Annotated in this window: 12 protein-coding genes; 4 read left to right on the top strand and 8 right to left on the bottom strand. The window is 59.9% G+C overall.

Annotated features, from left to right (window positions below):
• Window positions 1-14 precede the first annotated feature (14 nt).
• Entirely contained in the window at window positions 15-1,556 is a 1,542-nt protein-coding gene (katB, locus tag WH299_RS21055; RefSeq protein WP_445262715.1) for a catalase KatB, read from the bottom strand.
• Window positions 1,557-1,843: 287 nt separating this feature from the next.
• Between katB and mscL the strand changes: the two genes are divergently transcribed.
• On the top strand, window positions 1,844-2,263 hold the full coding sequence (mscL, locus tag WH299_RS21050) for a large-conductance mechanosensitive channel protein MscL (protein ID WP_010206685.1): 420 nt from the start codon (window positions 1,844-1,846) through the stop codon (window positions 2,261-2,263).
• Between the two features lie 45 nt (window positions 2,264-2,308).
• Here mscL and WH299_RS21045 read toward each other — a convergent pair whose 3' ends face one another.
• The gene (locus WH299_RS21045) at window positions 2,309-3,085 is read right to left on the bottom strand and encodes a ferredoxin--NADP reductase (protein WP_122728032.1); all 777 of its coding nucleotides are present in this window, start codon (window positions 3,083-3,085) and stop codon (window positions 2,309-2,311) included.
• A gap of 396 nt (window positions 3,086-3,481) precedes the next feature.
• Here WH299_RS21045 and WH299_RS21040 point away from each other — a divergent pair, with 396 nt between their 5' ends.
• Both WH299_RS21040 and WH299_RS21035 read left to right on the top strand, forming a co-directional pair.
• Complete coding sequence (locus WH299_RS21040) at window positions 3,482-4,192, top strand: helix-turn-helix transcriptional regulator (protein WP_123475693.1); 711 nt, start codon at window positions 3,482-3,484, stop codon at window positions 4,190-4,192.
• Window positions 4,193-4,349: 157 nt separating this feature from the next.
• Entirely contained in the window at window positions 4,350-5,474 is a 1,125-nt protein-coding gene (locus WH299_RS21035; RefSeq protein WP_339551199.1) for a methyltransferase, read from the top strand.
• Window positions 5,475-5,553: 79 nt separating this feature from the next.
• Here WH299_RS21035 and WH299_RS21030 read toward each other — a convergent pair whose 3' ends face one another.
• From WH299_RS21030 to WH299_RS21020, 3 genes are read right to left on the bottom strand one after another with little or no spacing between them, the layout of a single operon-like run.
• Window positions 5,554-5,721 carry a DUF2474 domain-containing protein gene (locus tag WH299_RS21030; protein ID WP_010206690.1) on the bottom strand — a complete coding sequence of 56 codons (168 nt, stop codon included), beginning with the start codon at window positions 5,719-5,721 and terminating at the stop codon, window positions 5,554-5,556.
• A 12-nt stretch (window positions 5,722-5,733) separates the two neighbouring features.
• Window positions 5,734-6,741, bottom strand: coding sequence for a cytochrome d ubiquinol oxidase subunit II (cydB, locus tag WH299_RS21025; RefSeq protein WP_015885994.1), 1,008 nt, complete (start codon window positions 6,739-6,741; stop codon window positions 5,734-5,736).
• Window position 6,742: 1 nt separating this feature from the next.
• Complete coding sequence (locus tag WH299_RS21020; RefSeq protein WP_016976762.1) at window positions 6,743-8,185, bottom strand: cytochrome ubiquinol oxidase subunit I; 1,443 nt, start codon at window positions 8,183-8,185, stop codon at window positions 6,743-6,745.
• Between the two features lie 318 nt (window positions 8,186-8,503).
• On the opposite strand from WH299_RS21020, the gene WH299_RS21015 reads away from it, so the two are divergent.
• Window positions 8,504-9,754, top strand: a complete 1,251-nt coding sequence (locus WH299_RS21015) for an MFS transporter (RefSeq protein WP_122728026.1) — start codon at window positions 8,504-8,506, stop codon at window positions 9,752-9,754.
• A 140-nt stretch (window positions 9,755-9,894) separates the two neighbouring features.
• Here the strand turns inward: WH299_RS21015 and WH299_RS21010 are convergent, their stop codons facing one another.
• The 3 genes from WH299_RS21010 to WH299_RS21000 are packed head-to-tail and all read right to left on the bottom strand — an operon-like array spanning window position 9,895 to window position 13,567.
• On the bottom strand, window positions 9,895-12,078 hold the full coding sequence (locus WH299_RS21010; RefSeq protein ID WP_122728024.1) for a xanthine dehydrogenase family protein molybdopterin-binding subunit: 2,184 nt from the start codon (window positions 12,076-12,078) through the stop codon (window positions 9,895-9,897).
• Complete coding sequence (locus tag WH299_RS21005) at window positions 12,075-13,064, bottom strand: FAD binding domain-containing protein (RefSeq protein WP_339551197.1); 990 nt, start codon at window positions 13,062-13,064, stop codon at window positions 12,075-12,077. Before WH299_RS21005 ends, WH299_RS21010 begins: the two co-directional genes overlap by 4 nt.
• The gene (locus tag WH299_RS21000) at window positions 13,061-13,567 is read right to left on the bottom strand and encodes a (2Fe-2S)-binding protein (RefSeq protein WP_122728020.1); all 507 of its coding nucleotides are present in this window, start codon (window positions 13,565-13,567) and stop codon (window positions 13,061-13,063) included. Before WH299_RS21000 ends, WH299_RS21005 begins: the two co-directional genes overlap by 4 nt.
• Between the last annotated feature and the right edge of the window lie 81 nt (window positions 13,568-13,648).

The following is a 13,648-nucleotide window of genomic DNA, read 5'->3' as shown; positions in this document are numbered from 1 at the left end:
AGGGGGGGGCGTGGTCAGTCGGTGAGTTTGTCCGCCAGCGCCTTCACGCGCGCCAGGTCACCCTTGGCAAACTTGGCCACGCCGGTGCCATATTCCGGGTCGGCCTTGTACAGGAACGACAGGATGATGTGCTTGCTCTCGTCATCGGTGGTCGCCAGCGAGCCACCAAAGTTCTCGATCAAGTCCTGACGCTCTTTCTTGGTGAAGGAGCGGTACAGATCACCGGCCTGCTTGAAGTTCTGCTCGCGCTGGATCTTCGCCTGCTGGGTGCTGCCCGACAGGGCTGACTGGCTGTAGCGCGCGGTTTGCGGCTCGTCCCGTGGCAGCAGACGACTTGGCTGGTAGTTCACGCCAGTGGTGGTCTTGCCGAAGTTCATCGCGCCGTCCTGGTTACCGTTGTTGACGGTCACCCGCGGGGCGTTGATCGGCAGTTGCAGGGCGTTGGCGCCCAGGCGGTACATCTGGGTGTCGGCGTAGGAGAATACGCGACCTTGCAGCAGGCGGTCCTCAGACGGCTCGATGCCCGGCACCAGGTTGGCCGGGGCCATGGCCACTTGCTCGGTTTCCTGAAACACGTTGGTGGGGTTGCGGTTCAGCACCATCTGCCCGACTTTGCGCTCAGGCACATTCGGCCAGATCTTGGTGGCGTCCAGTGGATCGAAGTCGAACTTGGCCAGGTCCTCAGGCTTGAGCACCTGCACGTACAGGTCCCACTTGGGGAAGTCGCCCTTGTTGATATGCGTGACCAGATCGTTGGTCATGTGGCTGTAATCACGGCCCTGCACTTCGGTGACTTGCTTGGGATCAAGGTTCTTGATGCCTTGCAGGCTCTTCCAGTGGAACTTGACGTAGTGCACCTCACCCTTGGCGTTGATCAGCTTGTAGGCATGCACGCCGTTGCCGTCCATTTCCCGATAGCTGGCCGGGGTGCCGGAGTCGGAGTACAGCTCGGTCAGCGTGCGCGTGGACTCGGGCACGTGGGAGAAGAAGTCGAAGCGACGGGAATCGTCATCCAGGTTGGTACGCGGGTCCGGTTTGAAAGCGTGGACCATGTCCGGGAACTTGATGGCATCGCGGATAAAGAACGTCGGGAAGTTGTTGCCCACCAGGTCCCAGTTGCCATCGGCGGTGTAGAACTTGGTGGCGAAACCACGCGGGTCGCGCAGGGTTTCCGGGGAGTGGTTGCCGTGGACCACGGCGGAGAAGCGCACGAACACAGGGGTGGCTTCGCCGGCCGCGAACACCTTGGCCTTGGTCAGGTCGCTGAGGTTGTCGGTGACGGTGAAAGTACCGTGGGCGCCGGTACCACGGGCGTGGACCACGCGCTCAGGGATGCGCTCGCGGTCGAAGCGCTGCAGCTTCTGGATCAACTGCACGTCTTGCAGCAACACCGGGCCATTGGCGCCGGCGGTCTGCGAGTTCTGGTTGTCCCCCACCGCAGCACCGTTATCGCGGGTCAGGTTGGCGGCGTGTACGGACAGGGAAAGCAGGCTGGCGGTCGCCAGTACCAGCGCGTATCGCGCTGAAACAGGCGCGCGGCTCATTGGATTCTTCATCGAGGTTTCCTCTGGTTTTTTTAGTGCACATTCAGTTGTGCTTGCCAGAGGCTAGTGACCCGAGAGTCAGAAGATAAATAGAAAACTCACAACAACCCGATTAACAAAATAATCTGTTAAGTCGCTGATATCAGGCGTATTTCGCGCGCGACTGGTGGCACTTTGCAAACTATTTGCGTTTTAATGTGTCGATAAAAACTAACAGTGTTAAGGGTTGTGTCGGGCAAGCCCGCTACGACTGTCTTACACTGAGTCCCACCCTTCTCATCTGTAACAAGGAATAACCTATGGGCGTGATCAGTGAGTTCAAGGCCTTCGCGGTCAAAGGTAATGTGGTCGACATGGCCGTCGGTATCATCATCGGCGCAGCCTTCGGCAAAATTGTTTCCTCGTTTGTAGGCGACGTGGTGATGCCGCCAATCGGTCTGTTGATCGGTGGCGTGGACTTCGGTGACCTGGCGATAACGCTCAAGGCAGCACAGGGCGATGTGCCTGCGGTGGTGCTGGCCTACGGCAAGTTCATTCAGAGCGTCATCGACTTTGTGATTGTCGCGTTTGCGATTTTCATGGGTGTGAAAGCGATCAACCGCCTGAAGCGTGAAGAGGCCGTGGCGCCAAGCCTGCCGCCGACGCCGACCAAGGAAGAAGTGTTGCTGGGTGAGATCCGCGATCTGCTCAAGGCACAGAATGACAAGCCGCGCCTGTAAAGACCGGCTTGAGAAAAAAGGCGCCTGCTAGAGGCGCCTTTTTTATTACCAGTAGTTTTCCACCGCGACTTGGCCGGGGCGGCGGCTCAAGCTCAGGTTCATGTCACGCAGCTTGAGCAACTGGCGCGTGTCATCGACCATCTGCGGGTTACCGCAGATCAGCACGCGCGAATGCTCCGGGGTCAACTCGACGCCGGCTGCACGTTCAAGCTCGCCATTTTCGATCAGTGTGGTGATGCGCCCATTCAACGCGCCAGGATGCTGCTCACGGGTGACGGTGGGAACGTAGGTGAGTTTGTGTGCGTACTCGGCGAGGTATTCACGCTCACCCAGCTCCTTGATCAGCGTCTGATACGCGAGTTCCTTGGCTTCCCGTGCGCTATACACCAGGATGATGCGCTCGAATTTCTCCCAGACCTCGAAGTCCTGCAGGATCGACAAAAACGGCGCCACCCCGGTGCCCGTCCCGAGCATCCACAAATCGCGGCCATCAACGAAGCGGTTCAAGGTCAGGAAACCCGTGGCTTGGCGCTCCACCATCAAGGTATCGCCTACCCGCAGGCGGCTCAGTTCGCTGGTGAACTCTCCGCCGGGGACGACGATCGAGAAGAAATCCAGATGCTCATCAAACGGTGAGGACACCAGCGAATAGGCGCGCCATACGGTGCTGCCATCCGCCTTGGTAACCCCCAACCGCACAAACTGCCCCGCCGTGAAACGAAAGCCCGCATCGCGGGTAGTGCGCAGGGTAAACAGGCTGGGGGTCAGCGATTGCACGTCGAGCAATGTCTGGCGGGTAAATTTCTCAGCGCTGGCCGTCATGGGGGGCTCCGTTCTACAGGTGCCCTAGTGTCCCTCAAAGTGACGAGCGCAAACACCGCTGATTTGTACTGGCATTCGCGCTTGTCAAGGCGTCGGCATATGGACCGAGACTAACCATTTGGCTATTAGCAAGTACTAAATGACCTCAGATGATGCAGTGCTTTTAATAGCCATCAATTTGACAGCACTGACAACTCTCTAATTCGTATTAAAAAAATTAAACACGCGCGCAACCTATACAAACCTTTACTCTTTGCACAAGGCGAGACTTCTTCAAAACAAAAGATTTTTAACTTTTTTCACTTAAACATGTAGGCCATATCCTACAATCAATCTCGTGCAGCTGCGGGGGTAAGGACGTACCCGCAGCCAGTAGGATCTCATGGAGAGTGACCAATGATTAGCTGGCGCAACACAAGACTCCCCAAACTGGAAGGCGAGAACCAGATAACCAGTGTTTTTGAAATGGCCCTCAATCACACGTTAGAACTTGGCTTCCAATTTTGTTCCTTTACGATGAGTTCTCAACTACCCAATAACCAAACAAAACCAATCCACATAAACAACTACCCAAACGAATGGAACAACCTCTACAAACGAGCACACTTTTTCGATGTAGACCCCGTTGTAGCCCATTGCAAACGTTGCGTACTGCCCATCCTCTGGGAAGAAAAGGCATTTGGTGCCGCACCCAGTTTATGGCAACTGGCCCAATCCCATGGCGTGCACCTAGGCTGGACTCAAGCAGTACATGATTTCCAGGGTGTCTTCAGCATGCTGACCCTGGGTCGTAGTAAAGGTGAAGTCAGCCCGGACGAACTGTATGAAAAAGCCGGCCAGGTGCTGTGGCTGTGTCATGCCCTGCATGCGGTAGTGGCACAGAAATTTGCCGACGAACCCAGTTTCAAACCTCCCTGCAAACTGACCCCGCGGGAAACCGAAATCCTCAAATGGTCAGGCTTGGGCAAGACCGCCGCAGAAATCGCCACAATCCTGTGCCTGTCAGAGCGTACGATAGGGTTTCACATCGCCAGTGCACTCAAGAAACTGGGGGTCAATAACAAGATCGCCGCAGTGCTCAGGGCATCCCAAATGGGCTGTTTTTAATTGCCTGGAAACACCGCATGTAATCCCTCTGGAAAAAAAGTAACATTTACAGTCAATTCTGAGTGTTGATGCTGCCCCCCGGCCCGCACCGTAGTTCACTCAGAGGGTTCTGCAGCGATTGCCGGACTCCCATCGACGACCCAGAGCCTCCCCCGCCATGCCCCTGCTTGAAAGCCCCTTCGCCCAACTCGACCTGATCCGTCAGCCAGAGCAACATAACGATCCGCTACAAGCCTTCGATGCCGCCGACGAATACCTGCTCAACTATCTGGCCGAGCAGCAACCGACTGCTGCGACTCGCGTGCTGGTGCTCAATGACAGCTTCGGCGCGCTGGCGGCCAGCCTTCAGGGGCAGGTTCAGGTCACGTCCAGCGGTGATTCGTTCCTCGCTGCCCAGGGCCTGGAGAAGAACCTGGTACGTAACGGCAAGGCGTTTGATGCAGTGGCATTCATCCCCGCGAGCCAGGTTCCGGCTGGGCCTTTCGACTGTGTGCTGATCCGCGTACCGAAAACCCTGGCGCTGCTGGAAGAGCAACTGATCCGCCTGCAGGGCCAACTCGCGCCGGGCGCTCAAGTTATCGCCGGGGCAATGATCAAGCACCTGCCACGGGCAGCGGGCGAGTTGCTGGAGCGTTACATCGGGCCGATGCAGGCATCGCTTGCGGTGAAAAAGGCGCGACTGCTGATTGCCACGGCGCAAGAGCGCCCGGCAGCCAGCTCGCCCTACCCCACCCGCTACACCCTGGACACGCCGGCGATCGAATTGCTGAACCACGCCAACGTGTTCTGCCGCGAAAGCCTGGACATCGGCACCCGCGCGTTCCTGCCCCACCTGCCGAAAAACCTGGACAACGCACGTGTGGCGGACTTGGGTTGCGGCAACGGTGTATTGGCGATTGCCAGCGCCCTGCAAAACCCCGAAGCGCAGTACACCTTGGTAGACGAGTCCTATATGGCCGTGCAATCGGCGGCCGAAAACTGGCAAGCCGCCCTCGGTGATCGCGACGTAGCCATACGCGCCGCCGATGGCCTTGCCGGCCAGGAACCCGGTTCACTGGACGTCGTTTTGTGCAACCCACCCTTCCATCAACAACAGGTGGTCGGTGACTTCCTCGCCTGGCGCATGTTCCAGCAGGCGCGTGAAGCGCTGGTGGTGGGCGGTGCCCTCTATATAGTCGGCAACCGTCATCTGGGTTATCACACCAAACTGGCGCGCTTATTCCGGGGTGTCGAGCAAGTCGCCACCACGCCAAAATTTGTGATCCTCAAAGCCCGTAAATAAACCCCGTAAATAAAAAAACCCTGCTTCTCTCGCGAAAAGCAGGGTTGGAAAGCCGAGCCGTCAGGCCCGGATCGGGATGTCAGTGGGTGGTCAAGCCGGCCGCATTCATGAACATGCGCATCAGGCTGGCCACGACAAACAGGGCCAGCACGCTGCCGGTCCAGATCATCGCCAGCCACCCCAGGCGCCGCCACAACGGCTGTTTCTCGGCCTGTTCGATCTCGTGCAACGAAGGTTTGCCGGACATGAAACGACCCTCCTAGTGATAACCATCTTCGTGGGTGACCTTGCCGCGGAACACGTAGTAGCTCCAGAAGGTGTAGCCCAGGATGAACGGGATGATGAACAAGGTGCCGACCAGCATGAAGCCCTGGCTCTGCGGCGGTGCGGCGGCGTCCCAGATCGACACGGAGGGCGGAATGATATTCGGCCACAGGCTGATGCCCAAACCACTGTAGCCCAGGAAAATCAGCACCAGCGTCAGCAGGAATGGCGTGTAGTGCGCATTACGCGCCACCGCGCGGATCAGCCCGTACATGGTCACCAATACCAGAATCGGCACCGGCAGGAACCAGAACAGATTCGGCAGGGTGAACCAGCGCGAGGCAATTTCCGGGTGCGTCAATGGCGTCCAGATGCTCACGATGCCGATCACCGCCAACACCACAAAGGCCAGTGGCCGTGCCAGGTTGTGCATCTTTTCCTGCAACGGGCCTTCGGTCTTCATGATCAGCCAAGTGCAGCCGAGCAAGGCATAGGCCACGATCAGCGCCACGCCACAGAACATTGTGAACGGCGTGGCCCAGTCCAGTGAACCACCGGCAAACTGGCGATTCACCACGGGAATGCCGTCGATAAACGCCCCCAGTGCCACGCCTTGGAAGAACGTCGCCGCCAGCGAACCGCCGATAAACGCCTTGTCCCACAGGTGACGCTTATGGTCCTTGGCCTTGAAGCGGAACTCGAACGCCACGCCACGGAAGATCAGCCCGATCAGCATCAGGATCAGCGGCAGGTACAGCGCCGACAACACCACCGAATAGGCCAGCGGGAATGCGCCAAACAACGCCGCGCCGCCCAGTACCAGCCAGGTTTCGTTACCGTCCCAGACCGGCGCCACGGTGTTCATCATCACGTCACGGTCGGTTTTGCCGGGGATAAACGGAAACAGGATGCCGATACCCAGGTCGAAGCCGTCCATGACCACGTACATCATGATGCCGAAGATAATGATCACGGCCCAGATCAGCGGAAGATCAATACCCATCTCAATGCCCCTTGTGCTGGATGTGGGTGTGGTCGTCATCGTTGCCATCATCATCGGCGGCGGACAACGGACGGGCCGGTGTGCGTTTCTGGCCAGGGCCACCGTGGGTTGGCTCGGTGCTTTCGTGGGTCACAGGGCCCTTGCGCACCAGGCGCATCATGTAGCCCAGGCCTGCGCCGAACAGCGCGAAGTACACCACCACGAACAACACCAGGGTGATCGTCATCTGCGCCAGGCTATGCCCGGATGAAGCATCCGCCGTGCGCATCAAGCCATACACCACCCACGGCTGACGGCCGATCTCGGTGGTGAACCAGCCGGCAAGAATCGCGATCAGGCCGGACGGCCCCATCCACAACGCCAGGTAGAGGAACGGTTTGGACGTGTACATCTTGTCGCCCCGGCGCAGCCAGAGGCTGAACAGACCGGTGAAAATCATCAGGAAGCCCAGGCCGACCATGACCCGGAACGACCAGAACACGATGGTCGAGTTAGGGCGGTCTTCCGGTGGGAATTCCTTGAGCGCCGGCACTTGTTTGTCCAAGGAGTGGGTGAGGATCAGGCTGCCCAAGTACGGGATCTCGACGGCGTACTTGGTCCGTTCCTCCTTCATGTCCGGCCAGCCGAACAAGATCAACGGCGTCGGTTCGTTGCCGATGTTTTCCCAGTGACCTTCAATCGCGGCGATTTTCGCCGGCTGGTGCTTCAAGGTATTCAGCCCGTGGAAGTCACCGATCACCGCCTGGATAGGCGCGACGATCAGGGCCATCCACATGGCCATCGAGAGCATTTTGCGGATCGCCGGGTTGTCCTTGCCACGCAGCAAGTGCCAAGCCGCCGAGGAGCCGACGAAGAACGCAGTCGCTACGAACGCCGCGGTGGCCATGTGCGCCAGGCGATAAGGGAACGAGGGGTTGAAGACCACGGCGAACCAATCGGTAGGGATCACACGGCCATCAATGATTTCAAAGCCCTGGGGCGTCTGCATCCAGCTGTTGGACGAGAGGATCCAGAACGTGGAAATCAGCGTACCGACGGCCACCATCACGGTGGAGAAGAAGTGCAGATTGCGCCCCACCTTGTTCCAGCCAAACAGCATTACGCCCAGGAAACCGGCCTCGAGGAAGAAGGCCGTGAGCACTTCGTACGTAAGAAGCGGCCCGGTGACGGCGCCAGCGAAGTCTGAGAAACGGCTCCAGTTGGTGCCGAACTGGTAGGCCATGACCAACCCGGAGACCACGCCCATGCCGAAGTTGACGGCAAAGATCTTCGACCAGAAATGGTAGAGGTCACGGTAGGTGTCGTTGTGCGTCTTGAGCCACAAGCCTTCCAGCACCGCGAGGTAACTGGCCAGGCCGATGGTGATCGCCGGGAACAGGATGTGGAAAGAGATGGTGAACGCGAATTGAATTCGGGCGAGATCTAGCGCCTCCAAACCGAACATAAGTCTTCCTCTGTCAGGTAATACCGGCTGCTGGCGGGAGCCTGCACCCACTGCCCCCACGGATATGGAGTCTGGCGAATTTCAATTCGTTTCTTTTTTTAACCCACCGCGTAGGGAATCTGGCCCTAAGGCCGCCAGATCGATGCCCAGGCGGACATTGATCTGGATCAAGCATTGCTGAAAGAGTAGTCCCATTTTCGGGATTGAACTGTGTGGTCTTTTGCCGCGTGACAGACTGCCTCAGATCAGTTCTTGCAACTATCTGTTACAACTTGATGATAATCTCGGCGCTCCCTCCGGCCCTGACCTGAATCCCCGATGCCTAGTGAACCCGCGTTGTTGTTGCGTCACCACCGCCCTTTCATCGCGTTCTGGCTGGCGCGCATCTTTACCGCCAGCGGTTTCCAGATGCTCACCGTGGCTATCGGTTGGAACCTCTATCAACTGACCGGCAATGTGCTGGACCTGGGCTTGGTCGGCCTGGTGGAATTCGTGCCTCGCGTACTGTTCATGTTGCACACCGGGCATGTGGCGGACCGCTATGAACGGCGCAAGGTCGCCGCCATCTGCCAGACCGTGCAGGCACTGATTGCCTTGAGCCTGGCCATCGGCGGGCTGACCGGCAATGTGACCCGCGAGATGATCTTCATCCTCGCCTTCCTGCTCGGTGCCGCGCGTTCGTTTGAAATGCCCACCACCCAGGCGATGCTGCCCAGCATCGTACCCAGCACTTTATTCCCGCGAGCCGTGGCCTCCTCGCAGTCGGCCCAGCAACTGGCAACCATCGTCGCACCCGCCCTCGGCGGTTTGCTGTACGCGTTTGGCAGCGTCTGGGTCTATGGCCCCACGGTAGTGCTGTACCTCATCGCCTGCATGCTGACCCTCAACCTGCCCGCCCGCCAGACACCACTCAACAAAGGCAAGGCCACCCTGGATTCTCTGCTGGCCGGCATCCGCTTCATCCGCAGCCGCCCGGATATCCTCGGTGCCATCTCGCTCGACCTGTTCGCCGTGCTGCTGGGTGGCGCCACCGCGTTGCTGCCGGTGTTTGCCAAAGACATCCTGTTGACCGGCGCCTGGGGCCTGGGCCTGCTGCGTTCGGCGCCGGCGGTGGGCGCGTTGTTGATGTCGCTGTGGCTGGCGCGGTTTTCCGTGGACCGCCATGTGGGCCGCGTGATGTTCACGGCCGTCGGCGTGTTCGGCGTGGCGACCATCGCCTTTGGCCTGTCCACCTCGTTCTGGTTCTCCCTGGCGGTGCTGGTGGTGCTGGGCGCGGCGGACATGATCAGCATGGTGATCCGCGCCTCGTTCGTGCAGTTGGAGACGCCGGATGAAATGCGCGGGCGGGTCAGTGCGGTCAACGGCCTGTTTATCGGCGCGTCCAACCAGTTGGGCGAGTTCGAATCCGGGATTACCGCCCACTGGTTCGGCACCGTGCCCGCCGTGGTCATGGGCGGGATCGGTACGCTGGTGGTGACCGGGGTCTGGATCAAGCTGTTCCCGACCCTGGCCAACCGTGACCGCATGCATGTGCCCGTGGAAGAACCCGCTATCAAGCCCGCCACATAACCTAATGTTGAAATAGGGTAAATGTGGGAGCGGGCTTGCCCGCGATGGCGGTGTGCCAGTCACCTCATCAGGACATGAGCGATCGCCATCGCAGGCAAGCCAGCTCCCACAGTTGATCTTCACTGGCTTGAAGATTTGCGTTACAGCACCTTATCCAGCGTGATGGGAAACTCCCGCACTCGCTTGCCGGTGGCGTGATAAATCGCATTGGCCACCGCCGCTGCCACCCCGACGATACCGATCTCCCCAACGCCCTTGGACCCCAGGGCGTTGACGATCTCGTCGTGTTCTTCGACAAACACCACGTCAATGTCGCCAATATCGGCGTTAACCGGAATGTGATACTCCGCCAGGCTGTGGTTCATGTAGCGCCCCAACTGATGGTCGATCTGGGTTTCTTCATGCAATGCCATGCCGATGCCCCATACGACCCCGCCGAGGATCTGGCTACGGGCCATCTTCGGGTTGACCACACGTCCGGCGGCAATCGCGCTGACCACCCGGCGGACCTTGATGGTGCCCAGGTCTTCGTCCACTTGCACCTCGACGAAGACGGCTGAGTGGGTGGCGGTGCTGTAGCCCTCGCGTTTTTTGTCGGGCTCACTGTCGACCTGCACTTGCAGCGCGTCTTCGCCGCTGTCCTTGACCAACTGCGCCAGCGACACACTCACGTCGCCGGTATGCAGTAGACCGTCTTCGAAGCGCACGGCTTCGGCGTCCTTGAACACCGGATAAGTCTGCCGTGCGATGTTCAGCAGCTTGGCATTCAAGGCCTCGCAGGCTTGCTGCACGGCAGTACCGACGGAGGACACCGTGAATGAACCGCCCTGCAACGGCGCGGTGGGCAATGATGAATCTCCCAGCAGAAACGCCACATCTTCAACCGCCACACCGCTGGCCTGCGCCGCGATCTGGGTCATCACCGTGTACGTACCGGTGCCGATATCGGTGGTGGCGCTGCTGACGGTCAGCTTGCCCTGCGCATCGATGTGCGCCTTGGCGCTGGCCTTCATCTGCATGGCTTCCCACACGCCGCCGGCCATGCCCCAACCGATCAACTGGCGGCCGTCGCGCATACTGCGCGGTTCCGGGTTGCGCTGGCTCCAGCCAAAACGCTCGGCGCCTTCGCGGTAACACTCGCGCAGGGCTTTGCTCGACCAGGGCTTGTCTTCGTTCTGGTTGCGCTCGGCGTAGTTGATCAGCCGCAGTTGCACCGGGTCCATCCCCAGTGCGCAGGCCAGCTCGTCCATGGCGCACTCCAGGCCGATCACGCCGAGGGCGGCGCCCGGCGCGCGCATGTCCAAAGGCGTGAAGACGTCCAGGGGCACCAACTTATAAGTAAGCTGCACGTTGTCGCAGTGGTAGAGCATGCCGCTCCATTCCACGACGTGTTCGCTGAAGTCTTCGAAACGCGAAGTCTGGCCAATGGCGGTGTGCCCCAACGCCAGCAGGCGCCCATTAGCGGCAGCGCCGAGTTGCAGGCGCTGCAGAGTGCGCGGGCGATAGCCGAACGTGAACATTTGCTGGCGCGTCAGCGTTACCCGCACCGAACGCTTGAGCGCCAACGAGGCCATCACTGCCAACGGCAATTGGTACTGCGGACGCAGGCCGGAACCAAACGCGCCGCCGACAAACGCGGCAAAGATGCGTACCTGGCTTTTCTCCAGGCCGAAAACTTTTTGCACATAGGCCTGACAGTTCTGCGGGCCCTGGGTCTTGTCATGGATATGCAGGGTGCCGTCCGGCTGATACAGCACCGTGCTGGCGTGGGGCTCCATCGGGTTGTGGTGTTCGATGGGCGTGCTGTAATGCACGTCCAGGCTGACGGCGGCGTCGGTCCATACTGCCTGGAAGTCACCGCGTGGTTTGGGCGGGGTTTGCGGCGAGGCGTGAGCCTGTTGCTGCATGGCCAGCAGGTCGGTTTCGAAGGCTTCGGTTGCGTACTCGATCTCCACCAGAGAGCCGGCATGCCGCGCCAATTCGAGGTTGTCGGCGATCACCAGGGCCAGGGGCTGGCCGCTGTACAGCACGCGGTCATTGTAGAGCGGACGAAACGGCGAGCCGTCGGCGGCGTCGGCATCCTGGAAAGCGTCGTCGTAGCTGGCGATTCTTGGCCGGTTGAGGTGATCAATTACCGCCACCACCCCCGGCAGCGCCAACGCCCTGGAAGCGTCGATACGCAGTACGCGGCCCTTGGCGACGGTGCTGGACACCACGCTGCCATGCAGCAGGCCGTCCTCGGGAAACTCACCGGCGTAACGCGCTTTGCCTGTGACCTTGAGCAGACCGTCGACCCGGTCCAAGGGTTTGCCGATGGCGGTCATGGGTGTTCTCCTGCAACAGCGGCGTCACTCAGGGCACGAATGATGCCCCGGCGCGCCAACTTGATCTTGAAGCCGTTGTGTTCCAGAGGTTCTGCGTCTTGCAGCAGCGCGTCGGCGGCGTGGCTGAAGGTTTCGCGGCTGACGAGCTGGCCGATTAGCGCGGCTTCCACCGCGCGATCACGCCAGGGTTTATGGGCTACGCCACCCAGGGCCAGACGTGCGTCGACGATACGGTCGCCGTCCAGCTCCAAAGCTGCCGCGACGGACACCAGGGCGAACGCATAGGAAGCGCGGTCGCGAATTTTCAGGTAGTTGCTGTGGTTTGCCAGATTGTCGGCGGGCAGTTCGATGGCGGTAATCAGCTCATCGTCAGCCAATTGGTTGTCACGCTGCGGCGCATCGCCGGGCAGGCGATGGAAGTCGGCAAACTCGATAACGCGAGCACCTGCACGGCCTTCCACATGCACCCGCGCTTCCAACGCCGCCAACGCCACGCACATGTCGGAAGGATGCGTCGCGACGCACTGTTCACTGGCGCCAAGGATGGCATGAATGCGATTCAGACCCGTGCGTGCCGGGCAGCCGCTGCCGGGCTCGCGTTTGTTGCAAGGCACCGTGGCGTCATAAAAGTAGTAGCAACGGGTGCGCTGCAACAAGTTGCCGCCGGTACTGGCCATATTGCGCAGTTGCGGCGAGGCGCCAGCGAGGATGGCCTGGGACAGCAGTGGGTAACGCTGCTCGATCAGCGGGTGCCAGGCCAGGTCGGCGTTGCTCACAAGAGCGCCGATCAGCAGTCCGCCCTCGGTGGTTGCTTGAATTTCATTTAACGGCAACCCCGTGATATCGATGAGATGCTCGGGACGGCTGATGTTTTCTTTCATCAAGTCCAGCAGGTTGGTGCCGCCGGCGATAAAACGCGAGGCGGCGCTGCTCAGGTGCACAGCTTCCTGCACATCGGCCGGCTTGCTGTAGTGGAAGGGATTCATCGCTCACCTCCAACGACTTCTTCAATGGCATCGCGGATATTGCTGTAGGCGCCACAACGACAGAGGTTGCCGCTCATCAGCTCCTGGATCTGGGCGGTGTCGTGGGCTCGTCCTTCATTAGCCAGACCAACTGCCGAACAGATCTGGCCGGGGGTGCAATAACCGCATTGGAAGGCGTCGTGTGTGATGAAGGCTTGCTGCATCGGGTGCAGTTGGTCGCCGTCGGCCAAGCCCTCGATGGTGGTGAGCTCGGCGCCATCGCACATCACCGCCAGGGTCAGGCAGGCATTGATCCGCTTGCCATCGCGCAACACCGTGCAGGCCCCGCATTGGCCGTGGTCGCAGCCTTTTTTGCTGCCGACAAGGTCGAGTTGCTCGCGCAGAAGGTCGAGCAATGTGGTCCAGGGCAATACATCCAGTTCGCGATCCTGGCCATTGAGGCTCAGGCGTATCGAGTGGCTGACGAACGGTTGGGCCGCCGCGCCATTGGGGGTTGCGCTCATAAACACCTCACGGGTTGGTGGACATCCGCGGCGTTCAGGGAAATCGCCGTCTCAGGGGTACGACTTCCCGGGGTAATGAGC

The sequence above is a fragment of the Pseudomonas sp. MYb541 genome, assembly GCF_037479595.1.
Taxonomy (GTDB): domain Bacteria; phylum Pseudomonadota; class Gammaproteobacteria; order Pseudomonadales; family Pseudomonadaceae; genus Aquipseudomonas; species Aquipseudomonas canadensis.
This window is presented reverse-complemented; position numbering and strand designations above follow the sequence as displayed.